The sequence below is a fragment of the Sporanaerobacter sp. genome, from assembly GCF_047830725.1.
Classification (GTDB): Bacteria; Bacillota; Clostridia; order Tissierellales; family Sporanaerobacteraceae; genus Sporanaerobacter.
In genome coordinates this window covers 599,712-614,933 of record NZ_CP181252.1, presented here as the reverse complement: position 1 = coordinate 614,933, position 15,222 = coordinate 599,712, and the positions used below count along the sequence as shown (strand labels likewise).

Below are 15,222 nucleotides of genomic sequence, written 5' to 3'. Positions count from 1 at the left end.
TATTTTGCAGATTAGAGCAAACCACTAGCAAAATAAGTGGTTTGCTAATTTTTAGCTCTTCTACAAGAATAATGGATTATGAAAGGGGAGTTCGATGAATATAGGATATGCTTGTTTGACTGTTGGAGTTCCAAATACAAAAGAGAAGAGTTGTATGCTTAAAAATGCAAGTCCAGAAAAATTGTTGGATTTGATTTCATACAATTTAAATTCTCTTGAAAATATAATTGATTATAATATTGAAAATGATATTAAGCTTTTTAGAATTAGCTCTGATATAATACCTTTTGCTTCAAGTCCTATAAATAAACTGAAATGGTGGGAGATATTTGAGGAGAAGTTCCAAATTATTGGGTGGAAAATAAAAAAAAGCGGAATGAGAGTTTCTATGCATCCTGGGCAGTATACTGTGCTTAATTCTCCCAAAGAAGAGGTTGTCAAAAAGGCTGTTGAAGATTTAAATTATCATACTCAAGTATTAGATAGTCTTGGAGTGGGAGAGGACCACAAGATTGTTTTACATATAGGTGGAATTTATGGTGACAAAAATCAGGCCATAGAGAGATTTATAGAGAATTATAAAAAACTAGATGACAAAGTTAAAAAACGAATTGTCATAGAAAATGATGATAAATCTTACAATATAAATGATGTATTGGAGATTGGTCATATTTTAAATATACCTGTTATCTTTGACAATTTGCACAATGAAATAAATCCTCCAGATGAAGAGAAAGACGAGTATTGTTGGATTGATGAATGTAGAAAAACTTGGAGAAAAAAAGATGGCTGCCAAAAGATTCATTATTCACAGCAAGATCCATTAAAAAAGCCTGGTTCTCATTCAAAAACTATAGGTATAAGGCAATTCATGAATTTTTATGAAGGGTTAGATATAAAGGATATTGATATTATGCTTGAAGTTAAGGACAAGAATATTTCGGCTATTAAATGTATAAATTGCACTTCTCATGACAAATCCATCAAAGCCCTTGAAATTGAATGGAGCAGGTACAAATACAAAATTCTTGAAAGCGCACCATCAAATTATGTGGAGATTCGAAAATTGCTTAAGGACAAAGACAATTATCCAGTTATAGATTTTTATGATTTGATAGAAGATTCAATGGAGAAAAAAAGTACTCTAGGGAATTCTATAAATACAGCTTTGCATCTTTGGGGTTATTTTAAAGAAATGGCAACAGATAGAGAAAAAAACTATTTTTTTAATAGCATTGAAAAATATAAGAAAGGGCAAACATCTATTGCTACTATTAAAAATAGTCTATGGAAAATGGCTGTTAAGTATAATGAGTCTTATCTATTGAATTCATATTATTTTATAGAAGAATAATTTTTATGAACTAGGACTTTCCACTGCTGTGGTAGTGGAAAGTCCTAAGTTTTTTATAAGCTATCACCAAAATCTTCTTTGAATTTTTTAACTAAGTTTTCTTGCCAATTGGAAACAGGTTTTAGTCTTCCAAAGAAGAAACGTAGAATTTTGGGTTCATCTGTAAATTTAAGTCCTTCTATAAGCTTACGATTTTCATATAGCCAAAGTATACGATCAACTGCATATTTAACTTGTGAAAGAGTAAATACTCTTCTTGGCATAGCTAATCTCAAAAGTTCCATATTTGAGAATACTTCACTTCCATCTGGGTTTCTCTGTTCTGATAATGTTCCACGTTCCATACCTCTTATGCCACTTGCAATATAAAGAGCCACTGCAAGTGCTCCAGCAGGGTATTCTTGTTGAGGTATATGCTCAACAAATTCCATAGCATCTATATGACAGCCAAGGCCTCCAGCTGGTGTCACAACGGGGACACCTTTTTTGTCAAGTTCATTGACCATAAAAGAAATAAATTGAGGTCCTTGATTTATTATATTTTCATCCATTGTTTCTTCAAGACCAATAGTCAAGGCTTCCATTTCTCTTACAGACATACCGCCATAAGTAAGAAATCCTTCATAAAGAGGTACAAGTTCTCGCATTTTTATAAAAACATCTTCATTTTTGGTACATATGCCGCCACCTCGTGCACATCCTAGTTTGCGACCAGAAAAATATATAATATCACAAAGTGAAGCTAATTTACTAGTGATTTCTCTTATACTCATAGATTTGCACTTTTCTTCTCGAGTTTTAATGAAGTATAGATTGTCAGAAAGTAGACTTGCATCAAGTACAAGTAAAATACCGTATTTATCACATACTTTTCGAACTTCACTTAGATTTTCAAGAGAAAATGGCTGTCCACCAATGAGATTTGTGCCAGCTTCCATTCGAACAAAAGCAATTTTATCTGAGCCATGTTTTTTTATAAGTTTCTCTAGTTTATCAATGTCCATATTTCCCTTAAATGGGTTGTTGCTTTTAATTTCAAAGCAAGAATCGTTTATGATTTCCTCAACTTGTCCTCCATTCAAGTTTATGTGAGATTTTGTTGTAGTAAAATGGTAGTTCATAGGTACAATTGAACCAGCTTTTACTAATACTTGTGAGATAATATTTTCACATGCTCTTCCCTGATGTGTTGGCAGAAAAAATTTCATACCGAATATTTCTCTAAGCTTATTTTCAAGTCTTATAAAGGTTTCACTCCCTGCATAGCTATCATCTGCTATAAGCATAGCGGCTTGTTGTCTATCACTCATTGCATTTACACCGCTGTCTGTTAGCATATCAAGAAATATATCTCTATTTTTAAGAAGAAATGTGTTGTTGCCAGCTTCAGTTATAGCCTCAAAACGTCGTTCTACAGTTGGAAGCTCTAATTTTTGTACTATACGTACTTTATGCATCTCAAGTGGTATTTGTTCCTCGCTGAAAAATTTGATATTTGACATTTAGTCATCCCTCCGATTTGAGTAATATTTTTTTTCTTTCGCTTTCATGAGATTTTATATTTTTATAATAATAGTCAGAATCCATATCATCATCTCCCTTTCATTAGAATAAAAAAGGCTTCCAATGGAAGTATTAAAAAATCAAGGAAGCTTTTTTGGAACCTATTTCGGAAAGTTTTATATTAAGGGAAACTAGAACTTTCCTATAGGTAAAAAAAACCCGTCCTTTGAATTTTCAAAGGACGGGATATTTCCCGTGTTACCACCTTAATTTATTGATACTTCGCAATATCAACCTTTTCAAGTACGGCGTATAATTTTACACGATACTTTAGCACTATAACGGGTGCAGGATGCCGACACAGCCTACTTGAGAATGTCTCTTTTGGTGTGCAACTCTTGAGATGTATTCAGAATGCTTTTCTTTGCACCTCTCACCAACCGGTAGCTCTCTGTAAATAATAGTCATTCTTACTCTTTCTCAGTCAAAGTTTTTATAATATATTTGCCATTATAGTAAATATATTAAATTGTGTCAAGTAGAATTTTTCTACAAAGTAAATAAATAGCTAATCATATATATTTTTTATAAATATTAGTGCTACTATCATATTTTGCTATAATGCATATTTGAATAAAACTAGAATGATATAATGTCTTTGAATAAATTTTATAGGGGGGACAAAAATGGGCGATTACAGAGAAATGTGGAAAGGATTAAATGTTGATCTTGAGAAACATGATATTTTATGTGCTGCTTTGCCTGAACAATTTGGAGAAACTTATTTAACACAAGAAAATAGACCTGAAGGAATGAATTATTTTAATTATGTAGTAGCAGAAGTTCATGGTGCTAGAATAATGGAACTTGAAAATGCTAGAAAAGAAGGCAGAAAGGTAATAGGAACATTTTGTGTATTTGTACCTGATGAAGTTATATTGGCATCTAATGCCATAAGTGTAGGATTGTGTGGTGGAAGTCAGTTTTGGATTGAAGATGGGGAAAAGGTGTTGCCAAAGAATTTGTGCCCACTCATAAAAGCTTTTACTGGAGCTAAAGTCAGTAGAACTTGTCCATATTTTCAATCTTGTGATTTGCTAGTTGGAGAGACTACTTGTGATGGAAAGAAAAAAGCTTGGGAGATTTTAAATGACTATATTCCAGTTCATGTAATGGAATTGCCTCAAATGAAAAGAGCTCAAAATTATGAATTTTGGGCAGAGGAAATAAAATTGTTTATTGAGAGAATAGAGGAACTCACTGGAAATAAGGTCACTGTTGAAGCTCTTAAAGAAGCTATAATACTTAACAATAAAAAGAGAAGAGCGTTAAAAAGACTTTATGATTTGAGAAAAAATACACCTTCACCTATAAGTGGACTCGATTCTTTGCTTATTTCTCAGATTGCCTTTTATGATGATCCAGAAAGATTTATTGAAAAAGTAAATGAATTGTGTGATGAATTAGAAGAAAGGGTTAAAACTATGAAACCAAGTGGCAAGAAAAGGATAATGGTGACAGGAACTCCTATGGCATTGCCAAATTGGAAATTGCATTCTATAGTAGAAGGACTGGATGCAGAAATAGTGGTAGAAGAAACTTGTACAGGTACTAGATATTTTGAAAATGAAGTAGCTGAAGATGGAGAGACCATGGATGAAATACTAAAGAATTTAGCTGATAGGTATATGGGAGTAAACTGTGCGTGCTTTACGCCAAATGAAGGGCGAATAGAGGATATTTTAAAATATGTAAAGGAATACAATGTAGATGGAGTTATCAACTACAATTTATCTTTCTGTCATACTTATGGAGTTGAGTACAACAAAGTAGAAAAGGCATTGAAAGATAACAATATACCAGTCATAATGATAGAAACAGATTATTCAGAAGGCGATACTGGTCAAATTAAAACAAGGGTGGAAGCATTTTTGGAGATGATCTAATTTGGAAAGAAACTACATTCTTTTTCACAATTATTCTAATGGTTTAGAATTGGAATCTTTTCTTAAAAAAAATGGCATAAAATATACTATATCCCCAACACCTAGAAAATTATCTACAAGTTGTGGAATATCTATTATTTATAAAAAAGAAGATGAAGAAGCCATAAAGAGAATAATTGAGGAAAATAAAATAGATATAAAAGGGTTTTATAAAATATAGAATTTTTCAGTAATTTTCATAAAGACAATTTTAAATAAATTCCAGTGATTTGTCAGTTTGGAAACAATAAAAGACGTCAGCTTTTATATAGATAGAAGCTGACGTTTTTGTCATGATTATTTAAAATAAGATGAAATTTTAGCAATCATGAATATATCGCTTATTCCGCTCAATACCATTCCTAGCCCAATGGTTACAGGGAAGGCAGGAGATAAGGTTGTAGGATTCATAACTCCATAAAATCCAAAACAAATAGCTACAATTCCAAATATAGCAGAAATCCACCATTTTTCGTAGTTCATGCTTTTTAAATTTACGGCATGTTGGAAGTTTATTGCTCCGTGGAAGAACAAGAAAAATCCTAAAATTGCACCAAGTATATAAACTATTGTTTGAGGTTTTATAAGAAAATAAATTCCTATCAATAAAGCAATAATACCAGTACCCAAATTAAAACCCTGCAATCTTTCAAACTCTTCAGCATTTAGATGGGAAAATATTTTCGAAATTCCATATATACTTATGAGTATGCCTAGGATTATTACAATGATTTTGTTTGTAGTATCTGGATGGAGCATAAACATTAGACCAAATAGAATGTATATTATTGCCATTGCAATAAAACTTATTTTTGTTTGTTTAAGGAAATTTTTCAAGTTATCCCTCCTAATTTTATGAATCTAGTATGTATATATATGTACATACCCATTTATTTTGAATATAAACTTGCTTTATTTTCTTTTCTTTAAATATGTATAGGTTCCATTTATTTCTCCACCTAATATTATCATTATATTTGATATATATAGCCATATTAGCAATATGATGATTCCCCCTAAGCTGCCATAAATTTTAGAATAATTTCCAAAATTGTTTGCATAAAAGGAAAATATCATAGAAGCTATAATCCAACCAAAAGCTGCAAATATTGCTCCAGGAAGGGTTTCATTAAATTTTAAATTTAAATTTTCTTCATGAGGAGGGCTCAATTTATATAAAAGGGCGAATATTACAACCATAGATACAATAGGTATAATCATTCTCAAAAATTCCCACCAATAATAGAAAGCATGACTAGCTCCAAGCCATTTGAAAATTTTTTCACTAATGATTTTTCCAAACACAAGCATTGCCAATACTATTAAAAGCAAAAAAGCCAATACAATGGTGAATATAATAGATAAAACTTTCATCCTCCAAGAAGGTCTTTTTCTTTCTACATTGTAGGCTTTGTTAATGGCTTTTATCATGGAGTTTATTCCAAGAGAACCAGTCCAAACAGAAAACAGTATACTAAAAGACAATAGAGTCTGAGAACTTGAGTCTATTGTTTCTTTTAAGATGTTTTTAAAAATACTTTGAGCTTCTAATGGAACTCTGATTAAAGCATGGTCTAAAAATTCAATTTGGCCAATAGAAGTATATTTTAATAAATTTAGAAAAAACATTAAAAAAGGGACAATAGATAGTATTGAAAAATATGTGAGTTGTCCCCCTATGGCAGCTATGTCATCGTCTTTTATTCTATAGATGAGTTCATCTAAAAATTCAAACCATATTTTATTTTTATATTTTTTATAAAACTTATCTTTAAATTTCAAATCCATCCCATCCTTTGTCATATATATTTTAACCAATTTTTATATAACGATTATAGGAAGGATGGAAATAGTTATTTTTTGAAGTAGTACAATTTTCCATCTTCTATATAACTTTCAATATAACCTCTATTGTACAATGCTACTATGAAAGCAGAGGTAGAAGATAGATATAGATGATGTTGTATATAGTCTGTGTTGTCTATTTCATTTAATATGATTATATTTTGAAGTAAATCTTCTTTTGTTTGAGGCTGTTCAAGTACAGTTAAATATTCTTCAAGAAGTTTATTTATATGATTGATATTTTTTTGTGCTAAAGCTATAATTTCTTCTTTAGAAAATATAGTTTCAGAATGCCCCAGTACAAATATATCTGCATCTATTTTTTTTATATATTCTAGTGTTTTTAGTTCTTCTTCAACACTATATAGATATGGTATAGAATATTTTTCAAGAATAGCTGTGCTAAAGATACTGTCTCCAAGAAAACATACTCTATCAGGAGTGATGACTCCAATTTGTTCTATAGAATGGCCCTTCAGAGGTATTATTTCAAGCTTTTCATCATTTATTTTATTTATTCCTATGGAAAGAGTATCATCAACCTTTATTTTTTTTGTCACGCCATTTCCTTTTGGAGCAATTCCTCCAAATAGTATTGAAGGATGAAGTTCAACATTTTCCATAAAGAGCTTTTCTTTTTCTGAAGTATATGTGATACATCCAGGATAATTTTCAGTTAGATATACATTTCCCCCACAGTGATCTAGATGATTGTGGGTATTTATTATATATTTTAGGTGAAGTCCATTGGTCTTTAAGACTTCCTCAATCTTTCTTGCCACTGTATTGGTGAAACCCGTATCTACAAGCAAACAGTTTTTGTTTTTATATGTGAATACTCCTATATTTGTATTGTTTTCAATGTAATAAGTATTCCCATTTAACTTAGTAAGTTCCATAATTTCAGCTCCCATATAAAAAGATTACAGATAATATTTTAATTTAATTGTTGCAAGAAATCAACTTGGAATGATATAGAACAAGAACATTATTTTTGAACAATTCCTTTGATGATGCGTATGAAGAAGCTCGTCATCATTATGGTGCTTTAAAGAATGTAGATATGATATTTAATGTTTCTAGTACAAAAGAACTTGCTTTTTTAGAGACTTTTGGAATACCATATGTTGGCTCTGGTATTGATCTTGTGCCTTTAAACAAGGCTATTAGAAAAGAAATTATAGCATACAGAGGAAGTGCTGAAAAGGAAGATTTCCATTCATAACACCTTCAACAACAAGCCTCATAAGAGTTGCTTGAGGTGCAGGGAGTTCTGATGAACCAAATCCCCATGCCTTGTTTAGAAGTACCTATAAATATTACTATGGCTAAAATTCCAAATAGTACTACTTTCATGGACAAATCTTGTTCGGTTCTAAGAGTTGATTTGTTATTAGCTCCAGCTTTAAGTCCGCTCATTGCTTCTTTAAAAGTTGTAAATATCAAAGGCAATGATTTGATAAGGCTTAATATTCCTCCAAAAGCTACTGCTCCAGCACCAAATACTATCTCTTAAGCCTATATAAGCATTAGCAGCACCAAATACTATGGACATAAGAATACCAACAATGATTGCAGTTGGGGAAAATTCAGGCAGTACCTTGTCTGCAGGTATATAGGGTTTAAATTCTTCAGTATTTTTCACCTTTTTAACCTCCTTTGTAATAGTATTTTTTTTATCCTAAAATTTATGCAAGAAGAGGGGGAAAAAAAATTTAGTTTACATAATAAGTTTACATAATAATTATAAATTAAAAATTAAATCTATGCAATTTTAATATATTAGAGGATTTTCCAAATATATGTCGAATGGAAATACATATATATTCCTTAAGTATATTGATCGATAAGAAGGTGAAAATAGGGGGAGAGAGAATGAATTGGGAACCTAAAAATTTCAAGCTAGAAGCTACAACTATATGGAATTTTCCTGAAAGAGGAAATTGGGCTACTCATAATGGAGAATACAGGGGAAATTGGTCTCCATATGTGCCCAGAAATATTATTAGCAGGTATTCCCAAAAAGATGATATAGTTTTAGATCAATTTATGGGTAGTGGCACTACTTTAATTGAAACAAAATTATTACAAAGAAAAGGAATAGGAGTTGAGATTAATCCTGAAACAATTAAAATAGCGAAAAAAAGCTTAAATTTTGATAAAAATAGAGATTATGAACCTAGAATTTATAACGGAGATGCTAGAAATTTATACTTTATACCCAACAATAGTATCGATTTGATTTGCACACATCCACCATATTCAAATATAATTAAATATAGTCAGGGAATAAAAGGTGATTTATCAAATTATGATGTGGACGAATTTATATATGAAATGGGAGCTGTGGTCAGAGAATGCTTTAGAGTTTTAAAAGAAGATAAATATTGTGCAATATTAATGGGAGATACAAGAAAGTCTAAACATATAGTCCCATTGGGATTTAAGGTGATGGAGAAGTATTTAGAAACTGGATTTTTATTAAAGGAAATCATTATTAAGGAGCAACATAATTGCAATACTACAAATTTTTGGTATGAGAAAAGTGTACGATATAATTTTCTTTTAATAGCTCATGAATATTTGTTTGTATTTAGAAAACCAAAGTTTAAAATTAGTATTTATTAGGAGAGGATCAAATTGGATAAAGATGAATTTGTAATGCCTGTTGTCAAATGGGTGGGGGGCAAAAGACAGTTAATTTCTGAAATTGATAAATATCTACCTTCCAATTATTCAACTTATTATGAGCCCTTTCTAGGTGGAGGAGCAGTGCTTTTTCATTTACAACCCCATAAGGCAGTAGTTAATGACATAAATGAGGAGCTTATGAATTTATATCAAGTGATAAAAGACAATGTGGAAGATTTGATAGAAGATTTGAAAAAGCATAAAAACGAACCAGATTATTTTTATAAAATTAGAGAATTGGATAGAGACATTCAAAAATACAATGAGTTGACTCCTGTTGAAAGAGCTTCTAGGATACATTATCTAAATAAAACCTGTTACAATGGATTATTTAGGGTAAATTCTCAAGGCCAATTTAACGTACCTTTTGGGAGATACAAAAACCCCAATATTGTGAATGAAACGACTTTAAGAGCTGTAAGCAATTATTTTAATACTGCAAACATAATTTTTAAATGTTGTGACTTCGAAGAAGCAGTTAAAGGGTGTAGAAAAGGCAGTTTTATTTATTTTGATCCACCTTATGATCCTATTAGTGATACTAGCAGTTTCACAGGCTATGATAAAGGTGGTTTTGGCAAAACAGAACAAAAAAGACTAAAAGACCTATGTGATAATCTAAATAAAAGAGGCGTTAAGTTTTTACTTTCCAATTCTCAAACTCAATTTATATTGGATCTATACAAGGATTATAGGATAGAAATAGTTCAAGCTAAAAGAACAATAAATTCAAAAGGCAACAAGAGGGGAGAAGTAAATGAAGTGTTGGTGATGAATTATGAGTGAAACTAAAAATGATTTAGCTTGGGATAAACTTTTTACTAAATATAATATTTTAAATGAAATAGAGAAAAAAGGATTTTTTGAAATTTCATCAATTCAAATCAATGAGTTTAGAGAAGCTAGATTGGCCACTAAATTTGATCATAAGATTAATTTGCCAAAGTTATTTAGAGAAAATCATTTGTCCATTCTTCCTGTAACCAGGGGAAATTATGTTATTTCTCAATTTGAGGCCTATAAAGAATTTGATGAAATGAATACTGAAGTAACCAATATTGTTTTTCCAGAATATATAGAAAGCATTGATTATAAAAATATAACTTCCGAATCAATGGCTATAAATTGTGCTTTTGTATCAGGTATATTGTCAGATTTTCTTCAAGATGATAAGATTTTGCCTACTGTTAATGGAAGGATGAGTTCAGATAAGTTTTCTTTTTATATCAATAATACTAATACAAATAAATCTGTAGAAATTAAAGTTTCAAATTCTCAAATAGAAATTGATGGTGGTTTTGAGGGAAAAGAAAGTCTTGCACTAATAGAGGCTAAAAATTCCATTTCAGATGATTTTCTCATTAGGCAGTTATATTATCCTTATAGATTGTGGAACAGCAAAATAGCAAAGGCAATAAGGCCAATTTTCATGGTGTATTCTAATGGTATTTTTACATTGTATGAGTATGAATTTTTGGATACTTGCAATTATAATTCGTTAATTTTGACAAAACAAAAAAATTATACATTAGAACAATTTGATGTGAAGCTAGATGATATAAAGTCTATTCTAAATGAAGTACAGGTAATAGAAGAACCAAGGATTCCATTTCCACAAGCAGATAATATGAAAAGATTGATAAACTTGTTGGAATTATTATATACAAATGATATGACAAAAGAAGAAATAACTACTACCTATGATTTTGACCCAAGACAAACTAATTATTATACTGATGCGGGCAGGTATTTAGGAGTAATAGATAAAAGAAGAGAAAATGAAAATATAGTTTATTTTTTAACTGATGAAGGGAAAAGACTTTTCAATATGAATTTAAAGTTAAGACAGCTTAAATTTGTAGAACTAATACTTAAACACAGTGCCTTCAATAAAGTCTTAAAAGAATATTTTAAAATGGAGAAAATGTCTAAAAAGAGTGATATTGTAGAGATAATGAAAAAATCAAAGCTATATAGAATAGGATCTGAAGAAACATTCAAAAGAAGAGCACAGACAATTTCAAGTTGGATTAATTGGATATTAGAATTAGCTAAATAGCTAGCCACGGGGAGCCCCGTGGCATTTTACATTTATAATTTTTCCTAGTTATAATATTGAAATTGCTGAATAAATATTGGTATGGATTAAATTTGAGTTCAATATTTTATCTTAGTGTGATATAATTTGTGTAATCCAATATAGAGGGGGTAAATACAATGGGTATTTTGTCAAGATTTAAAGATATTATGTCTAGCAATATAAATGCAATGTTAGATAAGGCTGAAGATCCAGAAAAGATGATAGACCAATATTTGAGGGATTTAAATAGTGATTTAGGTAAAGTAAAAGCTGAAACAGCTTCCATAATGGCAGAAGAAAAGAGAGCTAAAAGACAATTAGATGAATGTAGAGAAGAAATTGCTAAGATGGAAAAGTATGCAGTGAAAGCATTGCAAGTAGGAAATGAAGACGATGCAAGAAAGTTTTTAGAGAAAAAAGCTGAAATTGTGAAAAAAGAAAGTGAATTGGCAAAAGCATATGAATTGGCAGCGTCCAATTCCACAAGAATGAGACAAATGCATGACAAACTTGTAAGTGATATTGATGAATTGGAATCTAGAAGAGCTATGCTTAAAGGGAAAATGGCAGTAGCAAGAACTCAAGATAGAATAAATAAAATAGGTTCTTCAGTAGACAGTGCAGGTAAATCCATATCAGCTTTTGACAGAATGGAAGAAAGGGTAAACAAAGCATTAGATGAAGCAGAGGCAATTAAAGAATTAAATAGTAGTAAAAAAGATGATATAGAAGAATTGGCAGCTAAATATGATGATGTTGATACGAGCATAGATGATGAACTAGAGGCTCTAAAGGCAAAATTAAAAAATAATTAATAATACAAAAGCTGTAGATTTATCTACAGCTTTTATCCCAATTGTGAGGTGAATTGCTATGCTTATACATTACAAATGTCCTAATTGTGGTTCTGATATGGTCTTTGATAGCAATACTGGGAAACTTAAATGCAATAGTTGTGGAAGAGAAGATGATATAGAGGGTTTTTCAGATGAGTTTATAACCCGTACTTTTTCAGAAGAGGATGGAAAAGAATATCATTGCAAAAATTGTGGGGCAGTCATAATCACTGAAGCAGAAACTACAGCAACTACTTGTAGCTTTTGTGGGGCAGCAGTAGTTCTTGGAGATAGACTTTCAGGAACCATGGCTCCATCTAAAGTTATTCCTTTTAAAATCAGTAAAAAACAAGCTGAAGAGGCCTTTAAGTCTTGGTGCAAAAATGGACTTTTGACTCCAAAAGGTTTTATGACTGCTGATAGAATCAAGAAGATTACAGGGATGTATGTTCCTTTTTGGCTATATGATTTAAACAGTAGAGTCGAAGTAAATGCTGTTGGTACCAAAATAAGAGAATATACAAGAGGAGATTATATTTATACAGAGACTAGATATTATGATGTGTATCGAGATATAAATCTTGATTATATAAAGGTGCCAGTAGATGCATCTGAAAAAATGAATGATGAACTAATGGATAAATTGGAGCCGTACAATTATGCTGATTTAAGAGAATTCAAAACCCCATATTTAGCTGGGTATATTGCGGAAAAGTACAATTATGATGAATCCCGAATGCTACCAAGAGCTAAGGACAAGATTGAAAATTACATACAGTCCTATATAAATTCTACTATTGTGGGATATTCATCAGTTAGATTTACAAATAAGCATATTGATACATCTAAGAAAAATGCTTATTACACTCTACTTCCTGTATGGATGGTGTATTATGACTATGAAGATTCAGAGCATGTTTTTGCTATGAATGGTCAAACGGGAAAAGTAGTAGGAAAACCTCCCATAAGCTATAAAAAAGTTGCTGCTTGGTTTGGTGGAATAGCTGGGTTTTCATTTATAATACTTAAGCTTATTTCAATTGCGATGGGGGGGGACTGTGGTGAGAAAAAAGAAAGTTTTTTTGATTGTTCTTTTATCAATTGTACTTTTAATTCCCTTTATATCAAATGCTTCAAAGGCAAGTGGCGATAAAAAACAGAGAATTTATGATTTGGCAGGACTATTAACTGGCGAAGAAGTAGAGGAACTTGAAATATTAGCTGAAAAATATAGTTCAAGAAGGCAAACGGATTTCATAGTCCTAACTACAGAAGATACAGAGAAAAAAGATGTAGTGAAATATATGGAAGACTTTTATGATGAAAAAGCCTTAGGATATGATAAGCCTCATGGCAATTGTGCTATATTGACTGTAGATATGGAGCATAGGGAAGTGTATTTGTCAGGGTTTTATAAAGGAGAAGAGTATTTAGATGATTATAGATTAGATGAAATAAGATATAAAATAACACCTGCATTGTCAGAGGGAGACTACTATAGGGCATTTCGTACATTCATAAAAACTTCCTATAAATATATGGGAATACGTCCTGGAGTGGATCCTGAAAATATTTTATTTAATACTTGGTTTCAATTGATTGTTTCCTTGATTATAGCAGGAATTGCAGTTGGGATTATGGCTTACAATTCAGGAGGCAAGGTCACTGTAAATGGGGGAACCTATGAAAATTTTAATACTACAAGGGTTCTTCAAAGAAGGGACAATTATATACGAACCTCAGTTACAAAACGTAGAAAGCCATCAGACAATGGAAATCATTCCAGTGGCGGTGGGGGTCATAGTGGAGGCGGAGGAGTGACATCAGGTGGACACTCCCATAGTGGTAGCAGAGGTAGTTTCTAATACAATTAAACGAAAGGAATGATAATATGGCACTTTTTAAAAACCAATTTGCAAATGTAGTTGAATGGAAAGAGTTTAGAGATGATATGATTTTTTGGAAATGGAACAATGATGAAATAAAGAAGGGAAGCAAGCTCATCATTCGTCCCGGGCAAGATGCTATATTTTTATATAATGGCAAAATTGAAGGGATATTTCAAGATGAAGGAGAGTACGATATTGAAACTCAAATAATTCCTTTTTTGTCTACTTTAAAGGGCTTTAAATTTGGATTTAATACTGGCATGAGAGCAGAAGTATTGTTTGTAAACACTAAAGAATTTGTAGTGAAATGGGGAACTAAAAATGCTATAAATATTCCAACTCCTCAATTGCCAGGTGGTATGCCAGTTCGTTCCAATGGTACATTTACTTTTAAAGTCAATGACTATGTAGCATTGATTGACAAAATTGCAGGGGTAAAGAATAGCTATTTGGTAGAAGATGTAAAAATAAGGATTACTGCAGTTTTAGATGAATTACTCATGAAGTGGATTTCAAAAGAAGGAAAGGATATGTTCAATCTTCAAGCCAATGCTTCTGAAATTGGCAAGGGAATCAAAGAAGATTTAGATATGAAAATAATAGATGATGGAATGACTATAACAGGATTCAATATCATGAGCTTTAATTATCCTGAAGAAATTCAAGATATGATAAATAAAACTGCATCTCATAGCATGATAGGAGACTTAGGAAAATATCAGCAAGTATCCATGGTAGATGGCATATCCTCTGGGAAAGTCAAAGGTGGAGGAACTGCTGCTGATATGGCTGGAATGATGATGGGAATGAACATAGCCAAAGAAATGATGGAAAACATGAATGAAAGTTCAAATAGCAACAAAAAACCAAATTTCTGCCCAAACTGTGGAGCAAAAACCGAAGGAGCAAACTTCTGCCCTAATTGTGGACAAAAATTGGTATAAACCGCCACGGGAAAAACCGCCACGGGGACGTTTCGCTTGGCTGGTCGAATAGTGTCCCACGGCTGGACGGTGAGGTGCTAACTTTGGGGTAATGT

At 31.5% G+C, this 15,222-nt stretch carries 16 protein-coding genes and 1 other annotated feature; of the genes, 12 read left to right on the top strand and 4 right to left on the bottom strand.

Annotated features, from left to right (window positions below; all coding sequences use genetic code 11):
* The first annotated feature begins 94 nt into the window (after nt 1–94).
* The gene (gene uvsE, locus ACFWUA_RS02915; protein ID WP_416198673.1) at nt 95–1,354 is read left to right on the top strand and encodes a UV DNA damage repair endonuclease UvsE; all 1,260 of its coding nucleotides are present in this window, start codon (nt 95–97) and stop codon (nt 1,352–1,354) included.
* A gap of 53 nt (nt 1,355–1,407) precedes the next feature.
* On the opposite strand, the gene ACFWUA_RS02910 is transcribed toward uvsE, so the two are convergent.
* Nucleotides 1,408–2,856 (bottom strand): tryptophanase, encoded by a 1,449-nt coding sequence (locus ACFWUA_RS02910; protein WP_416198672.1) that lies wholly within the window; start codon nt 2,854–2,856, stop codon nt 1,408–1,410.
* A gap of 235 nt (nt 2,857–3,091) precedes the next feature.
* Nucleotides 3,092–3,354, bottom strand: a binding site (T-box leader).
* 189 nt (nt 3,355–3,543) lie between these two features.
* Here ACFWUA_RS02910 and ACFWUA_RS02905 point away from each other — a divergent pair.
* Both ACFWUA_RS02905 and ACFWUA_RS02900 read left to right on the top strand, forming a co-directional pair.
* The gene (locus tag ACFWUA_RS02905) at nt 3,544–4,803 is read left to right on the top strand and encodes a double-cubane-cluster-containing anaerobic reductase (protein WP_416198671.1); all 1,260 of its coding nucleotides are present in this window, start codon (nt 3,544–3,546) and stop codon (nt 4,801–4,803) included.
* A gap of 1 nt (nt 4,804) precedes the next feature.
* Nucleotides 4,805–5,023: a DUF3343 domain-containing protein gene (locus ACFWUA_RS02900; RefSeq protein ID WP_416198670.1), complete on the top strand. Its 219-nt coding sequence runs from the start codon at nt 4,805–4,807 to the stop codon at nt 5,021–5,023.
* A 116-nt stretch (nt 5,024–5,139) separates the two neighbouring features.
* On the opposite strand, the gene ACFWUA_RS02895 is transcribed toward ACFWUA_RS02900, so the two are convergent.
* From ACFWUA_RS02895 to ACFWUA_RS02885, 3 genes are all read right to left on the bottom strand, one after another.
* Entirely contained in the window at nt 5,140–5,679 is a 540-nt protein-coding gene (locus ACFWUA_RS02895) for an HdeD family acid-resistance protein (protein ID WP_416198669.1), read from the bottom strand.
* 75 nt (nt 5,680–5,754) lie between these two features.
* Nucleotides 5,755–6,624, bottom strand: a complete 870-nt coding sequence (locus tag ACFWUA_RS02890) for a YihY/virulence factor BrkB family protein (RefSeq protein ID WP_416198668.1) — start codon at nt 6,622–6,624, stop codon at nt 5,755–5,757.
* Between the two features lie 71 nt (nt 6,625–6,695).
* On the bottom strand, nt 6,696–7,586 hold the full coding sequence (locus ACFWUA_RS02885) for an MBL fold metallo-hydrolase (protein WP_416198667.1): 891 nt from the start codon (nt 7,584–7,586) through the stop codon (nt 6,696–6,698).
* A gap of 95 nt (nt 7,587–7,681) precedes the next feature.
* Here ACFWUA_RS02885 and ACFWUA_RS02880 point away from each other — a divergent pair, with 95 nt between their 5' ends.
* The 9 genes from ACFWUA_RS02880 to ACFWUA_RS02840 all read left to right on the top strand — a co-directional run bounded on the left by ACFWUA_RS02880 (nt 7,682) and on the right by ACFWUA_RS02840 (nt 15,127).
* Complete coding sequence (locus ACFWUA_RS02880; RefSeq protein ID WP_416198666.1) at nt 7,682–7,912, top strand: hypothetical protein; 231 nt, start codon at nt 7,682–7,684, stop codon at nt 7,910–7,912.
* A gap of 51 nt (nt 7,913–7,963) precedes the next feature.
* Nucleotides 7,964–8,203: a hypothetical protein gene (locus ACFWUA_RS02875; RefSeq protein ID WP_416198665.1), complete on the top strand. Its 240-nt coding sequence runs from the start codon at nt 7,964–7,966 to the stop codon at nt 8,201–8,203.
* Between the two features lie 359 nt (nt 8,204–8,562).
* Nucleotides 8,563–9,315 carry a TRM11 family SAM-dependent methyltransferase gene (locus tag ACFWUA_RS02870; RefSeq protein WP_416198664.1) on the top strand — a complete coding sequence of 251 codons (753 nt, stop codon included), beginning with the start codon at nt 8,563–8,565 and terminating at the stop codon, nt 9,313–9,315.
* Nucleotides 9,316–9,327: 12 nt separating this feature from the next.
* The gene (locus ACFWUA_RS02865) at nt 9,328–10,164 is read left to right on the top strand and encodes a DNA adenine methylase (RefSeq protein WP_416198663.1); all 837 of its coding nucleotides are present in this window, start codon (nt 9,328–9,330) and stop codon (nt 10,162–10,164) included.
* The gene (locus ACFWUA_RS02860; RefSeq protein WP_416198662.1) at nt 10,157–11,437 is read left to right on the top strand and encodes a type II restriction enzyme; all 1,281 of its coding nucleotides are present in this window, start codon (nt 10,157–10,159) and stop codon (nt 11,435–11,437) included. Before ACFWUA_RS02865 ends, ACFWUA_RS02860 begins: the two co-directional genes overlap by 8 nt.
* Nucleotides 11,438–11,595: 158 nt before the next feature.
* Nucleotides 11,596–12,273, top strand: a complete 678-nt coding sequence (locus ACFWUA_RS02855) for a PspA/IM30 family protein (RefSeq protein WP_416198661.1) — start codon at nt 11,596–11,598, stop codon at nt 12,271–12,273.
* A gap of 58 nt (nt 12,274–12,331) precedes the next feature.
* Nucleotides 12,332–13,447 (top strand): TFIIB-type zinc ribbon-containing protein, encoded by a 1,116-nt coding sequence (locus ACFWUA_RS02850; RefSeq protein ID WP_416198660.1) that lies wholly within the window; start codon nt 12,332–12,334, stop codon nt 13,445–13,447.
* Nucleotides 13,356–14,159: a TPM domain-containing protein gene (locus ACFWUA_RS02845; RefSeq protein WP_416198659.1), complete on the top strand. Its 804-nt coding sequence runs from the start codon at nt 13,356–13,358 to the stop codon at nt 14,157–14,159. Before ACFWUA_RS02850 ends, ACFWUA_RS02845 begins: the two co-directional genes overlap by 92 nt.
* A gap of 26 nt (nt 14,160–14,185) precedes the next feature.
* Nucleotides 14,186–15,127, top strand: a complete 942-nt coding sequence (locus ACFWUA_RS02840) for an SPFH domain-containing protein (protein ID WP_416198658.1) — start codon at nt 14,186–14,188, stop codon at nt 15,125–15,127.
* Nucleotides 15,128–15,222: the final 95 nt, after the last annotated feature.

Coding starts and splice junctions, on each gene's coding strand:
- ACFWUA_RS02840 (WP_416198658.1), top strand. CDS start 14,186: ATGGCACTTTTTAAAAACCAATTTGCAAATGTAGTTGAATGGAAAGAG.
- ACFWUA_RS02870 (WP_416198664.1), top strand. CDS start 8,563: ATGAATTGGGAACCTAAAAATTTCAAGCTAGAAGCTACAACTATATGG.
- ACFWUA_RS02850 (WP_416198660.1), top strand. CDS start 12,332: ATGCTTATACATTACAAATGTCCTAATTGTGGTTCTGATATGGTCTTT.
- ACFWUA_RS02905 (WP_416198671.1), top strand. CDS start 3,544: ATGGGCGATTACAGAGAAATGTGGAAAGGATTAAATGTTGATCTTGAG.
- ACFWUA_RS02860 (WP_416198662.1), top strand. CDS start 10,157: ATGAGTGAAACTAAAAATGATTTAGCTTGGGATAAACTTTTTACTAAA.
- ACFWUA_RS02875 (WP_416198665.1), top strand. CDS start 7,964: ATGAACCAAATCCCCATGCCTTGTTTAGAAGTACCTATAAATATTACT.
- uvsE (WP_416198673.1), top strand. CDS start 95: ATGAATATAGGATATGCTTGTTTGACTGTTGGAGTTCCAAATACAAAA.
- ACFWUA_RS02910 (WP_416198672.1), bottom strand. CDS start 2,856: ATGTCAAATATCAAATTTTTCAGCGAGGAACAAATACCACTTGAGATG.
- ACFWUA_RS02855 (WP_416198661.1), top strand. CDS start 11,596: ATGGGTATTTTGTCAAGATTTAAAGATATTATGTCTAGCAATATAAAT.
- ACFWUA_RS02885 (WP_416198667.1), bottom strand. CDS start 7,586: ATGGAACTTACTAAGTTAAATGGGAATACTTATTACATTGAAAACAAT.